Annotated in this window: 23 protein-coding genes; 11 read left to right on the top strand and 12 right to left on the bottom strand. The window is 67.8% G+C overall.

The genetic code is table 11. From position 1 onward, the window contains the following. Nucleotides 1-6 precede the first annotated feature (6 nt). Both sdhD and sdhC read right to left on the bottom strand, forming a co-directional pair. Nucleotides 7-414 (bottom strand): succinate dehydrogenase, hydrophobic membrane anchor protein, encoded by a 408-nt coding sequence (gene sdhD / locus Q0053_RS11580; protein WP_298100289.1) that lies wholly within the window; start codon nucleotides 412-414, stop codon nucleotides 7-9. Next, complete coding sequence (gene sdhC, locus Q0053_RS11575) at nucleotides 411-884, bottom strand: succinate dehydrogenase, cytochrome b556 subunit (RefSeq protein WP_298100287.1); 474 nt, start codon at nucleotides 882-884, stop codon at nucleotides 411-413. Before sdhC ends, sdhD begins: the two co-directional genes overlap by 4 nt. Nucleotides 885-1,064: 180 nt before the next feature. On the opposite strand from sdhC, the gene Q0053_RS11570 reads away from it, so the two are divergent. Next, nucleotides 1,065-1,619: a hypothetical protein gene (locus Q0053_RS11570; RefSeq protein WP_298100285.1), complete on the top strand. Its 555-nt coding sequence runs from the start codon at nucleotides 1,065-1,067 to the stop codon at nucleotides 1,617-1,619. Here Q0053_RS11570 and Q0053_RS11565 read toward each other — a convergent pair. The 3 genes from Q0053_RS11565 to Q0053_RS11555 form a co-directional block, all read right to left on the bottom strand. Further along, complete coding sequence (locus Q0053_RS11565) at nucleotides 1,603-2,031, bottom strand: HIT domain-containing protein (RefSeq protein WP_298100284.1); 429 nt, start codon at nucleotides 2,029-2,031, stop codon at nucleotides 1,603-1,605. The two genes, Q0053_RS11570 and Q0053_RS11565, sit on opposite strands and share 17 nt — an antisense overlap. A 152-nt stretch (nucleotides 2,032-2,183) precedes the next feature. Then, entirely contained in the window at nucleotides 2,184-2,702 is a 519-nt protein-coding gene (locus Q0053_RS11560; protein ID WP_298100282.1) for an ATPase, read from the bottom strand. A gap of 45 nt (nucleotides 2,703-2,747) precedes the next feature. Next, nucleotides 2,748-3,599: a glutamate racemase gene (locus Q0053_RS11555; RefSeq protein WP_298100280.1), complete on the bottom strand. Its 852-nt coding sequence runs from the start codon at nucleotides 3,597-3,599 to the stop codon at nucleotides 2,748-2,750. Nucleotides 3,600-3,722: 123 nt separating this feature from the next. On the opposite strand from Q0053_RS11555, the gene Q0053_RS11550 reads away from it, so the two are divergent. Then, complete coding sequence (locus tag Q0053_RS11550) at nucleotides 3,723-5,897, top strand: M3 family metallopeptidase (RefSeq protein ID WP_298100278.1); 2,175 nt, start codon at nucleotides 3,723-3,725, stop codon at nucleotides 5,895-5,897. 125 nt (nucleotides 5,898-6,022) lie between these two features. On the opposite strand, the gene Q0053_RS11545 is transcribed toward Q0053_RS11550, so the two are convergent. After that, on the bottom strand, nucleotides 6,023-6,325 hold the full coding sequence (locus Q0053_RS11545; RefSeq protein ID WP_298100276.1) for a UrcA family protein: 303 nt from the start codon (nucleotides 6,323-6,325) through the stop codon (nucleotides 6,023-6,025). 183 nt (nucleotides 6,326-6,508) lie between these two features. On the opposite strand from Q0053_RS11545, the gene Q0053_RS11540 reads away from it, so the two are divergent. The 5 genes from Q0053_RS11540 to rimM all read left to right on the top strand — a co-directional run bounded on the left by Q0053_RS11540 (nucleotide 6,509) and on the right by rimM (nucleotide 10,205). Further along, nucleotides 6,509-6,775 (top strand): type II toxin-antitoxin system HicA family toxin, encoded by a 267-nt coding sequence (locus tag Q0053_RS11540; protein ID WP_298100274.1) that lies wholly within the window; start codon nucleotides 6,509-6,511, stop codon nucleotides 6,773-6,775. Further along, nucleotides 6,772-7,104, top strand: coding sequence for a type II toxin-antitoxin system HicB family antitoxin (locus Q0053_RS11535; RefSeq protein ID WP_298100272.1), 333 nt, complete (start codon nucleotides 6,772-6,774; stop codon nucleotides 7,102-7,104). The genes Q0053_RS11540 and Q0053_RS11535 overlap by 4 nt, the downstream gene beginning before the upstream one ends. A 248-nt stretch (nucleotides 7,105-7,352) precedes the next feature. Beyond that, on the top strand, nucleotides 7,353-8,888 hold the full coding sequence (gene ffh / locus Q0053_RS11530) for a signal recognition particle protein (RefSeq protein WP_298100270.1): 1,536 nt from the start codon (nucleotides 7,353-7,355) through the stop codon (nucleotides 8,886-8,888). A 25-nt stretch (nucleotides 8,889-8,913) separates the two neighbouring features. Then, entirely contained in the window at nucleotides 8,914-9,507 is a 594-nt protein-coding gene (rpsP, locus tag Q0053_RS11525) for a 30S ribosomal protein S16 (protein WP_298100269.1), read from the top strand. A gap of 170 nt (nucleotides 9,508-9,677) precedes the next feature. Beyond that, complete coding sequence (gene rimM / locus Q0053_RS11520; RefSeq protein WP_298100267.1) at nucleotides 9,678-10,205, top strand: ribosome maturation factor RimM; 528 nt, start codon at nucleotides 9,678-9,680, stop codon at nucleotides 10,203-10,205. Here the strand turns inward: rimM and Q0053_RS11515 are convergent. From Q0053_RS11515 to Q0053_RS11495, 5 genes are all read right to left on the bottom strand, one after another. Further along, the gene (locus Q0053_RS11515; RefSeq protein WP_298100265.1) at nucleotides 10,202-11,023 is read right to left on the bottom strand and encodes an enoyl-ACP reductase; all 822 of its coding nucleotides are present in this window, start codon (nucleotides 11,021-11,023) and stop codon (nucleotides 10,202-10,204) included. The genes rimM and Q0053_RS11515 overlap by 4 nt on opposite strands. A 45-nt stretch (nucleotides 11,024-11,068) precedes the next feature. Continuing rightward, nucleotides 11,069-11,215 carry a hypothetical protein gene (locus tag Q0053_RS11510; protein WP_298100263.1) on the bottom strand — a complete coding sequence of 49 codons (147 nt, stop codon included), beginning with the start codon at nucleotides 11,213-11,215 and terminating at the stop codon, nucleotides 11,069-11,071. Nucleotide 11,216: 1 nt separating this feature from the next. Further along, on the bottom strand, nucleotides 11,217-12,446 hold the full coding sequence (gene fabB, locus Q0053_RS11505; RefSeq protein ID WP_298100261.1) for a beta-ketoacyl-ACP synthase I: 1,230 nt from the start codon (nucleotides 12,444-12,446) through the stop codon (nucleotides 11,217-11,219). Nucleotides 12,447-12,508: 62 nt separating this feature from the next. Next, entirely contained in the window at nucleotides 12,509-13,039 is a 531-nt protein-coding gene (gene fabA, locus Q0053_RS11500; protein ID WP_298100259.1) for a 3-hydroxyacyl-[acyl-carrier-protein] dehydratase FabA, read from the bottom strand. An 86-nt stretch (nucleotides 13,040-13,125) separates the two neighbouring features. Next, nucleotides 13,126-13,683 carry an SH3 domain-containing protein gene (locus tag Q0053_RS11495; protein WP_298100256.1) on the bottom strand — a complete coding sequence of 186 codons (558 nt, stop codon included), beginning with the start codon at nucleotides 13,681-13,683 and terminating at the stop codon, nucleotides 13,126-13,128. Nucleotides 13,684-13,727: 44 nt separating this feature from the next. Between Q0053_RS11495 and Q0053_RS11490 the strand changes: the two genes are divergently transcribed. Further along, a complete protein-coding gene (locus Q0053_RS11490; RefSeq protein WP_298100254.1) occupies nucleotides 13,728-14,714 on the top strand; it encodes a D-glycerate dehydrogenase in 987 nt (328 codons plus the stop codon). A gap of 66 nt (nucleotides 14,715-14,780) precedes the next feature. Continuing rightward, nucleotides 14,781-16,811 carry an alpha/beta fold hydrolase gene (locus Q0053_RS11485; protein ID WP_298100252.1) on the top strand — a complete coding sequence of 677 codons (2,031 nt, stop codon included), beginning with the start codon at nucleotides 14,781-14,783 and terminating at the stop codon, nucleotides 16,809-16,811. On the opposite strand, the gene Q0053_RS11480 is transcribed toward Q0053_RS11485, so the two are convergent. Further along, nucleotides 16,808-17,548, bottom strand: coding sequence for a molybdopterin-synthase adenylyltransferase MoeB (locus Q0053_RS11480; protein WP_298100250.1), 741 nt, complete (start codon nucleotides 17,546-17,548; stop codon nucleotides 16,808-16,810). The genes Q0053_RS11485 and Q0053_RS11480 overlap by 4 nt on opposite strands. A gap of 134 nt (nucleotides 17,549-17,682) precedes the next feature. Between Q0053_RS11480 and hslV the strand changes: the two genes are divergently transcribed. Both hslV and Q0053_RS11470 read left to right on the top strand, forming a co-directional pair. Beyond that, entirely contained in the window at nucleotides 17,683-18,240 is a 558-nt protein-coding gene (hslV, locus tag Q0053_RS11475) for an ATP-dependent protease subunit HslV (protein ID WP_298100248.1), read from the top strand. A 70-nt stretch (nucleotides 18,241-18,310) separates the two neighbouring features. Then, nucleotides 18,311-18,688: a GxxExxY protein gene (locus Q0053_RS11470; protein ID WP_298100246.1), complete on the top strand. Its 378-nt coding sequence runs from the start codon at nucleotides 18,311-18,313 to the stop codon at nucleotides 18,686-18,688. The last annotated feature ends 26 nt before the right edge of the window (nucleotides 18,689-18,714 follow it).

The raw sequence follows: 18,714 nt of genomic DNA, 5'->3' as shown, positions 1-18,714 counted from the left end.
AAGCCGTCAGATCCCGAAGCCGGCAGGCAGGGGCGCGGAGCCCAGGGCCAGCCGTACGATAAAGAAGACACCCGCCGCCGCGATGACGAGGCAGAACAGGCCGATCAGGCCCAGCAGCGCACCGCGGGAGCCCGGCTTGTGGATATAGTCGTCGACGATGACCTTCAGCCCCATCTGCATATGCCAGACGCTGACCAGAAGGGTGACGGCCAGAAGGACGGCGTTCACCGGCGCGCGGAACCAGTCGAGGGCGGCGTCATAGCCGGCACCCGACAGGGTGTAGCCGGTCCACAGACCCCAGAGGGTCAGGGGCACCAGGATCAGGGACGACAGGCGTTCGGCGGTCCATTCCCCGGCCCCGTGGCGCTCGGAGACCTTGACGCCCTTGATGTAGGTCTTGGTGGCGCGGCTCACAGTCCGACCCTCCCCGAGGCGAACAGGACGGCCCAGAAGCCGACAGCGATGACGACGCCGCCGATCATCGAGGCCCAGGACAGGGCGTCGGCGGTCTTCGGCGACAGGCCACGGCCGGCATCCCAGATCAGGTGGCGAACGCCACCGGCCAGGTGCAGGCACAGGGCGAGGGTCAGGCCGAACCAGACGAACAGGCCGAGCGGCGCGCTCATCCAGCCGGTGAAGGTGGCATAGGCTTCAGGCCCGAACGCCAGGGCCAGCAGCCAGGCGAAAACCACCACCGCCCCGACCGACAGGGCCCCGCCCGTCATGCGGTTGAGGATCGAGGCCGCCATGGTCACATGCCAGCGCCAGACCTGCAGATGCGGCGACAGCGGGCGGACACGGCCGTTGGGCTGGACCAGGAAACGGCCGGTCGCATCGCCGGTCGGGTCGCTGGAGGCGTCACCCGGAAGAGGAGAGGTCGACATATTGCGAATGGTTCTCAGAAACCTGAGCGAATTCAGCCGCTCGAAACGTGTGATCAGGGTTTAGTCAGCGAGGCGGCGGGGGTCAACGAAGCGCTGGCCTGTGCGACATATGTAGCCAACAATTCGCATTGGGGATGCAGGCCCTTTGTCATTCGGACCGTTTCGCGGCAGTCTGGACCCATGTCGGGCTTGTTCCTCCTCGCCTTCGCCGGCCTGCTGACCCAGGAGTCCGCGCCGCAGCCGTCCACCCGGGCCACCTACCAGCCGCCGGTGGTCCGCCCGTTCGAGCCCGGCCGTGATTTCGGGGGTGAACAGGCGCAGGGCGACAGGGCCGCCGAGCTGTTCCGCCGGCCTCTGGAAGCGCCGGTCCGGGTCGAAGCCTATGCCCGGTCCTATGAGTTTACGCCGGACGATACGGAGGTCGCCTATGAACAGGGCGTCGCCTCCGCCGAGAGCCGCGCCGATCAGGGTGCCGGGCGGCTGGACGGAGCCTGGCAGCTTGTGGATGGGTCGGGACAGCGGCTCTACGACCTGATCCTGATCGATCCCGGATCCGGGTCCATCGAGGGCGGCTGGCGCGGCCCGGGAGGGCGGGGGGCGGCGACCTCGGACGGCGTGACCCTGACACTGGAGGGTGTCGGCACGTTGAGGCTGGAGCCAGCCGGAAATGGCTGGCGCGGGGCGTGGACGGTCGGCGGCGAGACCGGTCCGGCGAGCCTTATCCGCCCGAACTGAGCCGGATGCGCGACACGGCCGCCTGGAGACCGCCGGCGCCGTAGGGCACGGCGGTGCCTCGCCCCCAGACCGGATCAGGCCACTGGCCGTCGTCGTGACGGCGCCCGACGACATGGACATGCAGCTGGGCCGTGACATTGCCGAGGGCGGCGACGTTCAGCTTCTGCACCGGCCGTCCGGCCGCCTGACCCAGTTCACGCACCCTCTCTCCGGCAAGGACGACCTCGTCCATCAGGACCGCGCGTTCGGCGGCGGTCAGATCCTCGATCTCGTGCAGACCGGCGCGACGCGGGATCAGGATCAGCCATGGAAAACGGGCGTCGTCCTGCAACCGCACCTGACACAGGGGCCAGTCGCAGACGATTACGGAACCGGCCTCGAAGGCGGGATCGGCTTTGAACGGCGCGGTCATCCCCTTCGGTCGCCCGGCGGCGGCGACGGGTCAAGCGGTACGGTTCAGTTCAGCGCATAGGCCACGCAGACGCGGTCGGTCAGTTCGCCCATCGGCGGCTGGAACGCCAGCCGGGCAGCCTCGATCTGGGCCCCGGAAGCGGCCCTGGCGGGCTAGTGACCGTCCAGACGGTCACCGAGCCGGCGGAACTGTTCGGTCATGACGCCGTCGATGGCATCCGCCATGGCCCCGGTTCCGGGCCCGTTGACCACAAAGGTCCAGCGCAGCACCCGCTCGCCGCCTTCGGCCGGATCGGCCCAGGTCATGGTCAGGACAGCGTCGGCGCCCATGCCCTGCAAGGGGCCGAACGGTGCGTCGAAACGCACCATGCGGCGCCCGGGCCAGACCATGACGACCTCGGCGTGCTTCACCCCGCCGCCCGGCAAGGATTCGCACCAGCAGCCGCCGGGAATCATGTCCAGCCGGATGTTGGCGGCGTCGCCGGAATAGGTGTGATCGCTGCTCCACCAGCCCGACGGCATGGCCACAGTCTCCAGCACCGTGTCCGGCCCGGCCCGGACGGGCCGCTCGAAGCCGAGGGTGAAGCCGTTGTCCGTCCGCGCCCGGACCTCGGCCGAGACACCGGTCGCGAACAGGGCCAGCACAAGGCCGGTCGACAGGATCTTGAGCATCGATGGTCCTCCCTGACCAAATGGGCGGTCGTCAGGCTGACCCTGTCAAGCCGGGGCGAAGGTCAGGGGCGCGCCCCAGAATTGGCTGACCAGATCGGATTGCGGCCCCGCCTTGCCGCTGGTCAGGAAATCACGCCGCCCCGAGCCGCCGAGATCATACTCGGGGTGACGCTCGAAATAGCGGGCGAGGGCGTCGGCGACGGCGGTCGGCTGGTGGATCACCGGTGTGCCGGGCGGCAGGGCGGCGGCGAACAGGTCGGCCACGATCTCATAGTGGGTGCAGCCGAGAATGGCCTGGTCCGGATGACGACCGATGCGGCGGCGCAGGGCATCGACATGGTCGTCGACCACCACCTTGAGCTCCTCGGCCGGGGCCCCGAGCTCGATCAGGCCGGCGAGGCCCGGGCAGGGCTCGGAGAAGACGGCCAGATCCTCGCGCCGCTTGTCGATCTCGATCTCATAGACCCGGCTCATGGCCGTGGCGGCCGTGCAGAAGACGCCGGTCACATCGATGGCCTCGACCTTGTCACCATGACGCTCGGCCTCATAGTCCCAGGGCATGCCGGTCGCGGCCTCGATGGTCGGGACGATAATGCCCAGGACATTGATCGGTCGACCGTGCCGGGCGCGGGCCTCGGGCACCCAGGTCTGCTGCAGGCGACGCAGGGCAATGGCCGAGGCGGTATTGCAGGCCAGGACGATGACATTGGCCCCGGACTCGAACAACCGCTCACAGCCGGCGCGGGTCAGGTCGACGATCTCCTCGCCCCCGCGCCCGCCATAGGGGGCGTTGGCCTGGTCGGCCAGATAGACGAAATCCCGGTCTGGGAACCGTCGCGTCAGTTCGCGGTGGACCGTGAGGCCGCCCACGCCGGAGTCGAAAACGCCAATCGCCATGGCGCGCGCTTTAGACGCACCACCGGCCGACGTCCACCGGAGAAGATTACAGGCCTGTCATGTGACAGTCGGGCCGGGAAGGGCCTACGGTTCGCGCAACCTCACTACGGACGGAGTTTCCCGATGCACAGACGCCAGCTTCTTGTCGCCGGGGGCAGTTTGTTTGCCCTGTCGGCCTGCGCTTCCACCGGCTTTTCGATGGGCCGGGGCACGCCGGCCGCCACGCTCGCTGCCGATGCCGCCGCCGCGCGCGCGGTCCTGCCGGTGCAGGCGCCACGCGCCGAGCTGCTGCAGGTCTGGACCGGTCCCTATGAGGGCGTGCCGCCCTGGGACCGGGTCACAGCGGCCAAGCTCCGGACCGCCCTGATCGAGGGGATCGAACTGCAGCGCGCCGAGATCGAGGCGATCGCCAACAATCCCGAACCCCCGACCTTCGCCAACACCATGGTCGCCCTGCAGATGGCCGGCGATCCGCTGGACCGCGCCGGGGCCCTTTACGGCGTGATGACCTCCAACATCGGGTCGGACGACTACAATGCCGTCGATACCGAGCTGTCGCCCCTGCTGTCGGCCGCCGGTGACGAGATCACCTTCAACGAAAAACTGTTCACCCGCATCAAGGCGGTCGCTGACGGAGCCGCCGCCGCGGGCCTGACCGCCGAACAGACGCGGATCGCCACGCGCAGTCGCGACAGCTTCATCCGCAACGGCGCGGCCCTGGACGCCGCCGGCAAGGCCGAGCTGGGCCGGATCAACACGGCCCTGTCCAATGCCTTCACCAGCTTCGGCCAGAAGGTGGTCGCCGACGAGAACGCCTGGACAGTGATCCCGACCGAAGCCGGCGTGTCCGGACTGCCGGCCTCGAACAAGGCCGCTGCGGCCGCCGCCGCCCGGGCGCGCAACGTCCAGGGCTGGGCCATCGTCAACACCCGCTCGAGCGTCGACCCCTTCCTGAGCTTCGCCGACGACCGGGCCCTGCGCGAACAGGTCTGGCGCAAATTCGTCAACCGCGGCGACAATGGCGACGCCAATGACACCAATGCGATCATCGCCGAGATCGTGAAACTGCGTCAGGAACGGGCGCGCCTGCTCGGCTTCGGCAACCATGCCGAATGGCGGATGCAGGACACCATGGCCCGGACCCCGGCCGCGGCCAATGCGCTGATGATGCGGGTCTGGCCCGCCGCCGTGGCCCGCGTCGCCGAGGAGGTGGCCGACATGCGCGCCATCGCCGGTCATGACATCGAGCCGTGGGACTACCTCTACTATGCGGAGAAGGTCCGGAAGGCGAAATACGACCTCGATCAGAATGAGCTGAAGCCCTATTTCGAGCTCAACAACGTCAAGCGCGGGGCCTTCTACATGGCCGGCCGGCTTTACGGCTTCGACTTCAAACTGGTGCCGGCCGGCAGCGTTCCGGGCTTCCACCCGGACGTCGAGGTGTTCGAGGTCACCAACAAGTCCGACGGCAGCCATGTCGGCCTGTTCTATTCCGATGACTTCTCGCGGCCGGGCAAGCGGTCGGGGGCCTGGGCGACCACCTACCGCTCCTTCTCGCGCTATGACGGCGTCAAGAATGTGCTGTCGTCGAACAACAACAATTTCACCAAGGCCGAGGGCGGCCAGCCGATCCTGATCTCGCTGGACGATGCCGAGACCCTGTTCCACGAGTTCGGCCACGCCCTGCACTCGCTGTCGGCGGCCTATACCTATCCGGCGCTGGGCGGCACGCCGCGCGACTATGTGGAATATCCGTCCCAGGTGCATGAGCACTGGGTGCTGAGCCGGCCGATCCTCGACGGCTTCATGCGCCACTACCAGACCGGCGAGGCCATGCCGCAGGCGCTGGTGGACAAGGTCGAGGCCGCGGCCACCTTCAACCAGGGCTATGCGACGGTCAGCTATCTGTCCTCGGCCCTGGTCGACATGGACCTGCACACCCGGACCACGCCGCCGACCGATATCGACGCCTTCGAGCGCGAGAGCCTGGCCCGCTACGGCATGCCGAAGGAGATCGTGATGCGGCACCGCCTGCCGCAGTTCAATCACCTGTTCACCTCGGACGCCTATTCGGCGGGCTATTACTCCTACCTCTGGTCGGAGGTCATGGACGCCGACACCTGGGCCTATTTCGAGGAGTCGGGCGACGTCTTCAATCCGGACATCGCCCGCCGTTACAAGGCGATCATCCTGGCCGAGGGCAATACCACCGACCGCGCCGAGGCCTATCGCCGCTTCCGCGGCCGCGACCCGGACGTGACGGCGCTGCTCAAGGTGCGGGGTTTCCCGGTTTCCTGACCGGGGCCCTGTAGATCGCCGCGCGGTCGCTCAGGCAGTGAGCGACCGCGTCGCGAGCGTTAGCGACAACAACAAGGCGGCCGGCGGAGCAATCCGCCGGCCTTTTTGTCTTTACGGCGTAACGCTCAGAGGACGACCGGCAGGCGGCTGAGCGCATAGTCTACCTGAACGGAGCCCGGCAGCTGCCGAACAGCCTCCTCGCGGAAGGCGGCACGGCAGAAGGCGCGGTCGCTGATACGGCTGCCCGGGCGTTTGACGCCCCGGCAGGCCCGTTTGGCCGCGGTCGTGACCCGGGCGTCGAAGGCGTCTGCACCGGCAACGCTGGACAGATCCAGGTCGCCCCACTGGACACGGGCCTCCCGGGCGGAGGCGGTGCCGGCGGCAAGGCTGACGGCGAGGACGGCGGCGAGAGACGCGAGGGTCTTCATGGTGATCTCCTGGGGAGGTCTGCGTCGCGCCTGGTGGCGACGGCCCGGGAGATACGGACCGGCTGTTTCAGGCCCGTGTGCCTTCCGCGGCGAAATAGCGACGCCGCATGAATTCGCGGAAACCTGAACGGTGATCACACGAGCACGGATTGAAACGGTATCATTTTGTGATACCATGTCCGCGTGAAAGGCAAGCACGCCAGAACCCTTGAGGCCGTCTTCGCCAACCCGGTGCGGGCGAACGTCCTTTGGGCCGACGTCGAGTCACTGTTCGCAGCGGCCGGTGCCGAAATCAGCGAAGGTCGCGGTTCCCGCGTCCGGGTCAGTCTGGACGGTGTCGACGCCGTCTTCCATCGTCCGCATCCACAGAAGGAAACGGACAAGGGCGCACTGAAATCCGTGCGTCGCTTTCTGACAGAGGCGGGCTACGCGCCCGATCCCAAACCATGACCACCATGACCCACGACGGCTATCTGGCCACCGTCGAGCTGGACGAGGAAGCCGGCCTGTTCCACGGCGAGGTGATCAACACCCGGGACGTGCTGACCTTTCAGGGGCGGACGCTGGACGAGCTGAAGGCGGCCTTTGCCGACACGGTCGCGGACTATGTCGACTGGTGCCGCGAACGGGGCAAGACCCCCGACAAGCCCTTCTCGGGCACCTTCTCCGTCCGGGTCGCGCCCGACATCCACCGCCGGGCGGCAGCGGCGGCGGCGCGCGAGGGCAAGAGCCTGAACGGGTTCGTGTCCGATGCGCTGGAACGCGCGGCGGCGGGCTAGGGTCGCCCCGCCTTGTCTTCGCCCCCCTTTTCCGCCATAAGCCGCCCCTTCCGACGCAAGTGAACCTCGCGTCTCCACCTGCACGACCCCGGTTCCCGCGCTCAAGCAGCGTAGCGTTAGCGCTTCAGGGATGCCCGGACGAGGCAGGCGAGAACCCTCCGCCGACGTGATCGTCGCCGGAGGCGATTTCGCTATGGAGACCGTCTCACCCGTCGGATGTGGTGGCCCGCAGGGCTGACGAGGTTTGTATGTTCGAGGCTCTGAACGAGCGACTGACAGGCGTCTTCGACCGGATCACCGGGCGCGGCGCCCTGTCCGAAAAGGACGTGACGGAGGCGATGCGCGAAGTGCGCGTGGCCCTGCTCGAGGCCGACGTCGCCCTGCCCGTGGTCAAGGACTTCATCGCCTTCGCCACCGAACGCGCCACCGGCGAGGAAGTCATCCGTTCGGTCAAGCCGGCCGATCAGGTCATCAAGATCGTCTATGACGGCCTGGTCGAGATGCTGGGCGGCGATGAGCCGACCCCGATCAACCTCAATGCCACCCCGCCCGCCGTCATCCTGATGGCCGGCCTGCAGGGCTCGGGCAAGACCACGACCTCGGCCAAGCTGGCGCTGCGGCTGACGAAATTCGAGCGCAAGAAGGTCATGATGGCCTCGCTGGACACGCGTCGTCCGGCGGCCATGGAGCAGCTGCAGACCCTCGGCAAACAGATCGAGGTCGCCACCCTGCCGATCGTGGCCGGCGAGTCGCCGATCCAGATCACCAAACGCGCCCTGCAGTCCGCGAAGCTCCAGGGCTTCGACGTCCTGATCCTCGACACCGCCGGCCGGATCACGCTGGACGAAGCCCTGATGGCCGAGGTGGCCGAGGTCGCCGCCGTGTCGAAGCCGGTCGAGACCCTGCTGGTCGCCGACAGCCTGACCGGTCAGGACGCGGTGCGCACGGCCAAGGCCTTCCACGACCGCCTGCCGCTGACCGGCCTCGTCCTGACCCGCGCGGATGGCGACGGGCGCGGCGGGGCCATGCTGTCGATGCGCGCCGTCACCGGCCTGCCGATCAAATACATCGGCGCGGGCGAGAAGGTCGATGCGCTGGAAGTGTTCGACGCCCGCCGCGTTGCCGGACGGATCCTGGGTCAGGGGGACATCGTCGCCCTGGTCGAGAAGGCGTCGCAGGAGCTGGACGCCTCCAAGGCCGAGGCTATGGCCCGCAAACTGGCCAAGGGCCAGTTCGACCTGAACGACCTCGCCGCCCAGCTGCAGCAGATGAAGCGGATGGGCGGTCTGCAGGGCATCATGGGCATGCTGCCCGGCGTGGCCAAGATGAAGGCCCAGATGGCCGACAGCGGCGTCGACGACCGGATGATCGCCCGTCAGGAAGCCATCATCTCCTCGATGACCAAGGCCGAGCGCAAGAAGCCCGACCTGCTCAACGCCAGCCGCAAGAAGCGCGTTGCCGCCGGTGCCGGGGTCGAGGTCCAGGACATCAACCGCCTGCTCAAACAGCACCGCCAGATGGCCGACATGGTCAAGTCCATGTCGCGTGGCGGCGGCAAGGGCATGAAGCAGATGGCCGCCATGATGGGCGGCCTCGGCGGCGGCCAGATTCCAGGCATGGGGGGCGGCCCCGACCTGGCCCGCCTCAAGGCGATGGGGGGCGGCCGCATGCCCGAGCCCAGCGCCGACGAAATGAAAGCCCTTCAGGACCGCCTCGCGGGCCTGGGTGGCGGACAACTTCCGGGGGGCCTTCCGGGTCTTCCGGGCTTCCCTCCCAAGAAATAATCCGACCTAACGAAAGAGACTGAAAATGCTGAAGATTCGTCTGGCCCGCGGTGGTGCCAAGAAGCGCCCCTACTATTACATCGTCGTTGCTGACAGCCATGCACCGCGCGACGGCAAATTCATCGAGCGCGTCGGCACCTACAACCCGATGCTGCCGCGCGACGGCGAGCAGAAGCGCGTCAATCTGAAGACCGACCGGATCGCCGAATGGCTCGGCAAGGGCGCCCAGCCCACCGACCGCGTCGCCCGCTTCCTGAGCCAGGACGAAGCCCTCGCCGGCAAGGTCAAGTGGACCCAGGGCAACAACCCGAAGAAGGCCGAGCCGGGCAAGAAGGCCCAGGAACGCGCCGCCGAGCGCGCCCAGCGCGAAGCCGACCGCGCCGAGGCCGAAGCCGCTGCCAAGATCGAGGCCGCTGAAGCCGCCGTCCGCGCCAAGGAAGAAGCGGCCGCTGCCGCCGAAGCCGCGAAGAACGCGCCGCCGGCTCCGGAGCCCGAAGCTGTTGCCGAGGAAGCCCCGGCCGCTGAAGCGGAAGCCGTGACGGAAGAGGCCCCGGCCGAAGCCGCCGCCGAGGAAGCCCCGGCTGCCGAAGCGACCGAAGAAGAAAAGACCGAGGCCTGATCGGCCTCCCTCTCCCGATGGGAGAGGGCTTGAGCGCACGGCGCCCGCAAGGGCGTCGTCCTTGCGCGAAAGGGTGAGGGACGGTCGGCTGGCCTTCGGGATCCAGCCGACCCTCATCCGGCCCTTCGGGCCACCTTCTCCCGGCGGGAGAAGGAACACTGAGGTGCGCGATGACGACCGACAGCAAACTCATCCTCGTCGGCCAGGTTGCCGGCGGGTTCGGGGTCAAGGGCGAGGTGCGGGTCACGGCCTATACCGCCGAGCCGAAGACCCTGCTGTCCTTCGGCGTCCTGTTGCGCGCCGACGGTTCGACCGGCCTGACCCTGACCGGAGGGCGGGCGGAAAAGTCCGCCGTCGTCGGCCGGGCGAAGGAGATCGCCACCAAGGAGGAGGCCGACGCCCTGCGCGGGCTCAAGCTGTACATCCCGCGCGACAGGCTGCCCGAGCCGGATGAGGACGAATTCTACCTGACCGACCTCGTGGGCCTTGAGGCGCGCGATCCCGAGGGCCTGGTCCTCGGGACCGTGAAGTCGGTGCAGAATTTCGGTGCCGACGACATGCTGGAGATCGCCCCCGCGACCGGCGGCCCCACCTGGTACCTACCGTTCACGAAAGACGCTGTGCCCGAGCTGCACATCGCCGACGGCTGGCTGCTGGCGGTGAAGCCGAACGAGATCGGCGAGCGCGAGCCGGACTAGGCCTCCTCGTCCGCCGCCATGCCCATCATGTGGAAGCCGGCGTCGACGTGGATGACCTCACCCGTGGTCGAGAGGCCGAGGTCGGAGCACAGCCACAGGGCGGCACCGGCGACGCCCTCCATCGAGGTGTCCTCCTTCATCGCCGACATGGCGCGGCCCTGGGCGATCATGCCGCGACCACCCGAGATGCCGGCCAGCGACAGGGTGCGCATGGCCCCCGCCGAGATGGCGTTGACGCGGATGCCGCGGGGCCCGAGGTCGCGGGCGATGTAGCGGGTCGCGGCTTCCAGACCGGCCTTGGCCACGCCCATGGTGTTGTAGTTGGGCACGGCCCGCTCGGAGCCGAGGAAGGTCATGGTCACCATCGAGCCGCCGTTGGGCATCAGTTTCGAGGCCCGTTTGGCCACGTCGACGAAGCTGAACACCGAGATGTTCATGGCCAGCAGGAAGCTGTCGCGGGTGGTGTTGTCGACGAAGGAGCCCTGCAGCTCATTCTTGTTGGCGAAGGCCACCGAATGGACGACGAAATCGATCGTGCCAAAGGCCTTTTCCAGCTCTGCGAAGGCCCGGTCCATGGAAGCGTCGTCGGTGACGTCGGCCTGGATCAGCAGCTTGGCGCCGACGCTCTCGGCCAGCGGCCGCACGCGGCGCTCCAGCCCCTCGCCCATATAGGTGAAGGCCAGTTCGGCGCCCTGGGCCGCCAGCTGGGAGGCGATGCCCCAGGCGATGGAGTTCGAATTGGCGACCCCCATTATCAGGCCCTTCTTGCCCTTCATGAGGTCGCCGGTGGGCATGTTCCAAGCGGATTCGGCGGCCATAACTGGAATCTCCGTGTGGTTCCGGCGCTGGTGCGCCGCGGCGCGCTAGCGCCGAAATCGGTCGGGCAAAAACAGGGTGAAGGCGATCAGCGAGAAACCAACCACGCCGACCCAGGTCGGAAAGTTCAGAAAGACTGCCAGACCCGCCAGAACGAGGCCAGCCGCGTTTAGCACTCGATCAAGATAACGCATCTCAGACCTTCGAAAGGATCAGCGTCCCGTTCGTCCCGCCGAACCCGAACGAGTTGGACATGACGTGCTTCAGCTCGCCGTCGTGGCGTTTGCGCAGGATCGGCATGCCCTCGAACTCCGGGTCGAGGGTTTCGATGTGGGCGCTCTCGGCGGCGAAGCCGTGCTTCATCATCAGCAGGCAGTAGATGGCTTCCTGGGCGCCGGCCGCCCCGAGGGAGTGGCCCGTCAGCGACTTGGTCGAGGAGATCATCGGCATCTGGTCGCCGAAGACATTGCGGACCGCCCCCATCTCCTTGGAGTCACCGACCGGCGTCGAGGTGCCGTGCGGATTGAGGTAGTCGATCCGGGGATTGCCGGCCATTTCCAGCGCGATCTTCATGCAGCGCTCGGCGCCCTCCCCCGAGGGGGCGACCATGTCATAGCCGTCGGAATTGGCCCCGTAGCCGGTGACCTCGGCATAGATGGTCGCGCCGCGCGCCACGGCCCGCTCATACTCTTCCAGCACCACGATGCCGGCCCCGCCGGCGATGACGAAGCCGTCGCGGTCCTTGTCATAGGCCCGGCTGGCGCGGCCCGGCGTCTCGTTGAAGTTCGAGGACATGGCGCCCATGGCGTCGAACATGTTGGACATGGACCAGTCGATGTCCTCGCAGCCGCCGGCGAAGACCACATCCTGCTTGCCCCAGGCGATCTGTTCGGCGGCCGCACCGATGCAGTGGGCGCTGGTCGCGCAGGCCGAGGAGATCGAATAGTTGATCCCCTTGAGCTGGAACCAGGTCGCCAGCACGGCCGAGGGGCCCGAGGCCATTGCCTTGGGCACGGCGAACGGCCCGATCCGCTTGGGCGAGTTTTTCTCGACCGTGGTGGCGGCGGCCTGGAGGATGACCTGGGTCGAGGGGCCGCCCTCGCCGACGATCAGGCCGATGCGCTCGGACTGGATCTCCTCGGCGGTCAGGCCGGAGTCCTTCAGCGCCTCCTCGAAGGCGATATGGCCCCAGGCGGTGCCGTTGGCGAGGAAGCGGGCGGCGCGGCGGTCGACATGCGGCGCCCAGTCCTCCGCCGTAACGCCCAACGCCGGCGGGGCCCAGACCTGGGAGCGGAAGCCGTACTGGATATGGTCCGGCGCGGCGACGACGCCGGAGCGGGCCTCGCGCAGGGAGGCGGAGACCTCATCCTGGCCGGTGCCGATGGAGGAGACGATGCCCAGACCGGTGACGACGACACGCCGCATGAGAGTTTCCTTCCAGGTTCCGAATTCGCCGCGTTGGCCGCGGTCTGAAGCTGACGATGGGATCAGGCGTCGACCGGCGTTGTCGCGCCGAACAGGCCGACCCGCATGTCGGTTGCCGTATAGATGGGGACGCCGTCGGCTTCGAGAACCCCGTCGGCGATCCCCATGACCAGTCGCCGGTTGATGACCCGCTTGAGGTCGATCTTGTAGACGACCTTCCTGATGTCCGGCGTGACCTGGCCGGTGAATTTGACCTCGCCGACGCCCAGGGCACGGCCCTTGCCGGGGCCGCCGATCCAGCCGAGGTAGAAGCCGACCAGCTGCCACATGGCGTCGAGGCCGAGGCAGCCGGGCATGACCGGATCGCCGATGAAATGGCACTGGAAGAACCAGAGGTCCGGATGGATATCCAGCTCGGCCTCGATATAGCCCTTGCCGTGGGCCCCGCCGTCCGCATTGATGGAGACGATCCGGTCCAGCATCAGCATGGGCGGAGCCGGCAGGCGGGCGTTGCCATCGCCGAACAGCTCGCCCCGGCCCGAGGCCAGCAGGGCCTCATAGTCGAAGGACGACGGATATTGCGACTGGCTCAAGGGCGCTCTCCAGCGGGTGTTGCCGCCGGGTTACACGACCGGAACCGGCGGCTCAACTTTTTAGCGGGCCGAACCGGCAGCCCCGGCTAACGACCGCGCCCCGCCGGGCGGGCGGCGTTGCACAGGGCGCGCGACTGGGTGCCGAAGACATCGCTCTGGCGCACGAAACCGCGCATCCGGCGCACCCGCACCTCACACCAGCCGTCCTCGCAGTCCTCCATCGCCACGAGCGCATGGGGAGCCAGCCGGGCCCGCACGCCCGCCGTCGCGGAAGGGCCGGAGCGGATCGGAATCTCGGCGCCCGAGGTGTTCAGGGCGCTGCGGCGACTGGACACCACGCTGCGATGGACCCAGGCGACGCCGCCCTCGGGGTCGCAGATCTTTCGCCATTCCTCGGTCTCGGCAATCACCTGCACGGGCAGGCCGGAGACCTGGTATTCCCACAGGATCCGGTAATCGAGGCCGGGGCCGAAGCGGGCCCGGACCTCATCCGATTTCAGCGACAGCCAGCGCGGGACCGGCTGGCCGCTGGGGGTGGGCCGACCGTCCGGCATGGTCTGGCCGGCCCCGGCCAGGGCGGCGGCGGCCAGGACGGTGCCGAGAACGGCGAGCCTATGGATGCGGGAGCGAGCCTTGCCAGACACCGGATGCGCCAATATGCCGAAACGATTGAAACCGAAGGCCGCCAATGTCCGCGCCCAGACTTAAGGTCGTGTTAACCAGACGGCTGCCTGACGCCGTCGAAACACGCATGCGCGAACTGTTCGACACCGAACTGAATCTGACCGACAGACCCATGGACCGCGCGGCGCTGGAGGCGGCGGTGCAGCGGGCCGATGTGCTGGTTCCGACCATCACCGACACCATCGACGCCGCCCTGATCGCAGCGGCCGGCGACCAGCTGAAGATGATCGCCAATTTCGGCGCGGGTGTGGATCACATTGATATCGACGCGGCTGTGGGCCGCGGCCTGATCGTGACCAATACGCCGGGCGTCCTGACCGAGGACACGGCGGATCTGGCCATGGCCCTGATCCTCGCGGTCAGCCGCCGCATCGTCGAGGGAGCCCAGGTCGTGGCCGAGGGGCGGTTCGCAGGCTGGTCCCCGACCTGGATGACCGGCCGGAAACTGTGGGGCAAGCGGCTCGGCATCGTCGGCATGGGCCGGATCGGCCAGGCCCTGGCCCGGCGCGCGAAAGCCTTCGGGATGCAGGTCCACTATCACAACCGCAAACCCGTCCCCGCCCTGATCGCCGAGGAGCTGGGCGCGACCTGGTGGGACGATCTGGACCAGATGCTGGCGCGGATGGACCTGATTTCCCTGAACTGTCCGGCGACCAGGGAGACCCACCACCTGCTGTCGGCCGAACGGCTGGCGCGGTTGCAGCCGCACGCCATCCTGATCAACACCGCCCGCGGCGAACTGATCGACGAGGCGGCCCTGTCAGACGCCGTGGCACGCCGGGCGATCGCCGGGGTCGGACTGGACGTCTATGAGCATGAGCCGGTCATCCACCCGGGCCTGCTGGGCCACGCCAATGTGGTCCTGCTGCCGCATCTGGGGTCGGCCACGCTGGAGGCGCGGCAGGATATGGGCGACCGGGTCATCACCAATATCCAGACCTTCCGGAACGGACACCGCCCGCCCGACCGGGTGATACCGGCCATGCTCTGAGTCCCTGTGCTTGACGCTCGACGGAACCTTGGGTTGGTAGGCGGCTGGCAGCGTCGGGAGGGCATGATGGCTATCAGGAGTTTTGCGGCAGGGCGGGGGACGTTGTCGCGCCGGGGTCTGCTGGCGAGCGCCGGCGGTCTCGGGATTGCGGCGGCGGCGGGACCCGTGGCGGCGTATCAGATCACGCCACACACCCTGGAGGACCTTTACGCCAAGGATGGGGTCAAGGGTGTGGCCCTGTCGCCGTCGGGCGAGCGGATCGGCATCATCCGCGAGATCCATCAAGGCGGGGCCAGGCGCTCGGTTCTCGACGTGCTGGACGCCGCCAATCCGTCCGCACCGCCCAAGCGCGCGCCGCTGGGGGATGTCGACTGCGAGTCGATGGTATGGGCCAGCGACGAACGTCTGCTGGTTCGCATCGCCCTCGGCGGGCGGACCATCACGGAGCGGACCTCGGCCCGGTCGCTGGGGTCGAGCACCGCCGCGGCCGTCATTTCCCGGCGGATGGTGTCGATCGATCCCGACACCGGCGGCGGCGTGGTCCTGTTCGACAATGAACCGCAGCGGATGCGGACCATGCGCAACCTCGGCTCCGTCGTCGACCTGCTGCACGACGACCCCGAGCATGTGCTGATGATGGCTCCGACCCAGGCGCGGCGCATCAACGCCCTGTACAAGGTCAATGTCATCACCGGCCGGGCCGAGGAGTTCGAGCGCGGAGATTTCGATACCATCGGCTGGGAGACCCGCGATGGCGTGCCGGTGCTGCGCTATGACATCAACGCTGCCGGCAATACCCTCGAGATCATGGCCCGGGCCCCCGGTGAGCGTCAGTGGCGCTTCGTCCGCCGGATGCGGATCGCCGAGGTGCTCGACTTTGAATATGTCGCGCCGACTGAACAGGGCGACGTGATCCTGGTATCCGCCCGGCAGGAGGGCGAGGACGTTCAGTCGATCCGCGAATTCAACCTGAGGACCGGCACCTATGGCGCGCCGATCGCCTCGCGGCCCCGTTCCGATGTTTCAGGCGGCCTGACCGACGATCGCGGTGCCTATCTGGGCGCCGCCTACTGGAACGACCGGCTGGAGTATGATTTCGCCGTCCCGGCGCTGGCCCCACACCACCGGGCCATGAACCGCTTCTTCGACAATAGCTGCAATGTGCGTCTGATCGATATCGACCGGACCCTCAACCGCTTCCTGTCCTATGTCAGCGGACCCAATGAGCCCGGTGCCTGGTATCTGTATGACCGGGCTGCGCGCAGCTTCGTCAACCTGACGCCCCGTACAGCCTTGCAGACCGAGCGACTGGGCCGGACCGAGGCGCTGGATGTCACGACCCGCGACGGTGCCTCCATCCGCGCCTATCTGACAGCGCCGCCCGGAGGAGCGCCCGGCCCGCTGATCGTCCTGCCGCACGGCGGACCCGAGCTTCGCGACGTCATGAACTGGGACCGGACCGTCCAGGCCCTGGTGACCGAGGGCTGGTGGGTGCTGCAGCCCAATTTCCGCGGGTCCGGCGGCTACGGCCTGGCCTTCGCCAGCGAGGGCTGGGGGCGTTGGGGCGACCGGATGCAGGAAGACGTCGAGGACGCCGTCGACCATGCGATCAAGACCCGCGGGCTGGACCCTGGCAAGGTCGGCATCATGGGCACCAGCTACGGCGGCTATGCCGCACTCATGGGCGCCGTGCGGCGGCCGGACCTGTACAAGGCAGCCATCTCGATCTGCGGCGACAGCGACCTTCCCGAACTGCTGGCCAATGAGAAGCGGGACGACAACTCGCCGGAGAATGTCGCCTATCAATTCTGGTCCACGCGGATCGGTGACCCCGAGGAAGATGCGGCGGCCCTGGCGCTCGCCTCGCCCCGTCGGAGGGCCTCGGAAATCGCCTGCCCGGTCATGCTGGTGCACGGCGTGGACGACCCCATCGTTCCGGTCTTCCAGTCGCGGCGCATGAAGGAGGCGCTGGAACGGGCCGGGAAATCCGTCGATTACATCGAGATCCGCGATGCCGGCCACGCTGACTGGGAAGACGGCGTCGAACTGGACCTGATGACCCAGTATATCGAGCTTTTCCGGCGGGTCTTCGCCTAGGGTCCGGCGCAAACCGGACAGTCAGGGTCGGCCGCCACCGTCACCGTACGGGCCGTGCCGGCAAGGCCGTCGTAGATCAGCAAACGGCCCGCGAGCGGCTGTCCGGCGCCGGCGATCAGCTTGATCGCCTCAAGCGCGACCATCGACCCGACCACGCCTGCCAGCGCCCCGATCACACCGACGCGGGCGCAGGTTTCGGCTTCCGGCGGTGCGCCGGGCACGAGACAGCGGTAGCAGGGTCGGCCGGTAAAGACGCCGACCTGACCGTTCCAACGACCCAGGGCCCCCGAAACCAGAGGGATGCGGGCCGCCACGCAGGCCGCATTGACCGCGAACCGGGTCTCGAAATCGTCGGTGCCATCAACGACGACATCACAGCCTTCGACCAGCCGTGCCGCCGTCGCGACGGTCAGCCGCCCGGCGAACGGTTCGACCCGGACATGGGGGTTGAGGGCCGTGAGGGTTTCCGCCCCGGCATCGACCTTGGGGCGACCGATGTCGGCGACATCGAAGGCAATCTGGCGCTGGAGATTGGACAGGGCGACGGTGTCGTCGTCGATCAGGCGCAGGGTGCCGATTCCAGCCGCCGCGAGATAGAGGGCTGCGGGCGCGCCGACGCCGCCAAGACCGATCAGGCCCACGCGCGCGGACTTCAGCCGCTGTTGCCCGGGCCCGCCGACCTCGGCCAGCACCAGATGACGGGCGTAGCGTTCAATCTCGTCGTCAGAAAAGGTCACGCCTCCAGTTAGGGCGTGCGCAGCGGAAGGTCCACGCCGGTCGCCGTAGATGGAGGCCCGCAAGCCCGGCCCAATCCCTGGCCTCCTGCCCTTTCCGGCTTGCCGAGGCGCATTTCGGTCTCCATCTGAAAAGGATGATGAATGCGAATCCCAATTTTCCTGACTGGCACGGCACCACTATCCTGGCGGTGCGCAAGAACGGCCGAACCGTCATCGCCGGCGACGGCCAGGTGTCGATGGGTCCGACCATCGTCAAGGGCGCCGCGCGCAAGGTGCGGGTGCTGGCGGGCGGCAAGGTGCTGGCGGGCTTCGCCGGGGCCACGGCCGATGCCTTCACCCTGATCGAGCGGCTGGAAGCCAAGCTGGAGCAGTATCCGGACCAGCTGGCCCGGGCCTGTGTCGACCTGGCCAAGGACTGGCGCACGGACCGCTATCTGCGCCGGCTCGAGGCCATGCTGCTGGTGGCCGACAAGGGCGCCATCTTCACCGTCACCGGTGTCGGCGATGTGCTGGAACCCGAACACGGCGTGGCGGCGGTCGGCTCGGGCGGCAATTTCGCCCTGTCAGCCGCCCGTGCGCTGATCGACCACACCGACATGGACGCCGAAACCATCGCCCGCCGCGCCATGGAGATCGCGGCAGAGATCTGTGTCTATACGAACGGCAATCTGACGGTTGAGACGTTGGGGTAGCCCCCCGCCGCCGGTCGGTTCATCACAAAGAACACCAAGGATGCACGAAGGACACGAAGAGACCGAGCCCTTGCCGGCAGCCACCGAACGTGTTGGCCGCGCGGTGTTGGACGCCGCCTTTGCTGTTCACAAGGCGCTTGGCCCGGGTCTGCTGGAATCCGTCTACGAAGCCTGTCTTGCGGAAGAGCTGCAGCAGGCCGGATTGGCGGTCGAGCGTCAGGCGGCCTTGCCGATCACCTACGGCAAGGTTCACATGGATGTCGGTTATCGCCTCGATCTTCTGGTCGAACGGGCTGTCGTGGTGGAGATCAAATCGATCGACGCCCTTGCGTCGATCCATACAGCCCAGGTCCTGACCTATCTCCGCTTCTCCGACGTGCGCCTCGGTTACCTGATCAATTTCAATACTGTCATGCTCAAAAACGGCCTGCGGCGCCTCGTGCTCTGACCCCTTCGTGTTCTTTGTGACCTTCT

This window comes from Brevundimonas sp. (genome assembly GCF_027487935.1).
Taxonomy (GTDB): domain Bacteria; phylum Pseudomonadota; class Alphaproteobacteria; order Caulobacterales; family Caulobacteraceae; genus Brevundimonas.
This window is presented reverse-complemented; position numbering and strand designations above follow the sequence as displayed.

What these genes read in the sequence shown, in the direction of transcription:
- Q0053_RS11490 (WP_298100254.1), top strand. Translation starts at nt 13,728, where the DNA reads ATGTCCGCGCCCAGACTTAAGGTCGTGTTAACCAGACGGCTGCCTGAC.
- ffh (WP_298100270.1), top strand. Translation starts at nt 7,353, where the DNA reads ATGTTCGAGGCTCTGAACGAGCGACTGACAGGCGTCTTCGACCGGATC.
- Q0053_RS11485 (WP_298100252.1), top strand. Translation starts at nt 14,781, where the DNA reads ATGGCTATCAGGAGTTTTGCGGCAGGGCGGGGGACGTTGTCGCGCCGG.
- hslV (WP_298100248.1), top strand. Translation starts at nt 17,683, where the DNA reads ATGATGAATGCGAATCCCAATTTTCCTGACTGGCACGGCACCACTATC.
- sdhC (WP_298100287.1), bottom strand. Translation starts at nt 884, where the DNA reads ATGTCGACCTCTCCTCTTCCGGGTGACGCCTCCAGCGACCCGACCGGC.
- Q0053_RS11570 (WP_298100285.1), top strand. Translation starts at nt 1,065, where the DNA reads ATGTCGGGCTTGTTCCTCCTCGCCTTCGCCGGCCTGCTGACCCAGGAG.
- Q0053_RS11560 (WP_298100282.1), bottom strand. Translation starts at nt 2,702, where the DNA reads ATGCTCAAGATCCTGTCGACCGGCCTTGTGCTGGCCCTGTTCGCGACC.
- Q0053_RS11550 (WP_298100278.1), top strand. Translation starts at nt 3,723, where the DNA reads ATGCACAGACGCCAGCTTCTTGTCGCCGGGGGCAGTTTGTTTGCCCTG.
- Q0053_RS11565 (WP_298100284.1), bottom strand. Translation starts at nt 2,031, where the DNA reads ATGACCGCGCCGTTCAAAGCCGATCCCGCCTTCGAGGCCGGTTCCGTA.
- fabB (WP_298100261.1), bottom strand. Translation starts at nt 12,446, where the DNA reads ATGCGGCGTGTCGTCGTCACCGGTCTGGGCATCGTCTCCTCCATCGGC.
- rimM (WP_298100267.1), top strand. Translation starts at nt 9,678, where the DNA reads ATGACGACCGACAGCAAACTCATCCTCGTCGGCCAGGTTGCCGGCGGG.
- Q0053_RS11555 (WP_298100280.1), bottom strand. Translation starts at nt 3,599, where the DNA reads ATGGCGATTGGCGTTTTCGACTCCGGCGTGGGCGGCCTCACGGTCCAC.
- Q0053_RS11510 (WP_298100263.1), bottom strand. Translation starts at nt 11,215, where the DNA reads ATGCGTTATCTTGATCGAGTGCTAAACGCGGCTGGCCTCGTTCTGGCG.
- Q0053_RS11545 (WP_298100276.1), bottom strand. Translation starts at nt 6,325, where the DNA reads ATGAAGACCCTCGCGTCTCTCGCCGCCGTCCTCGCCGTCAGCCTTGCC.
- rpsP (WP_298100269.1), top strand. Translation starts at nt 8,914, where the DNA reads ATGCTGAAGATTCGTCTGGCCCGCGGTGGTGCCAAGAAGCGCCCCTAC.
- Q0053_RS11515 (WP_298100265.1), bottom strand. Translation starts at nt 11,023, where the DNA reads ATGGCCGCCGAATCCGCTTGGAACATGCCCACCGGCGACCTCATGAAG.
- Q0053_RS11535 (WP_298100272.1), top strand. Translation starts at nt 6,772, where the DNA reads ATGACCACCATGACCCACGACGGCTATCTGGCCACCGTCGAGCTGGAC.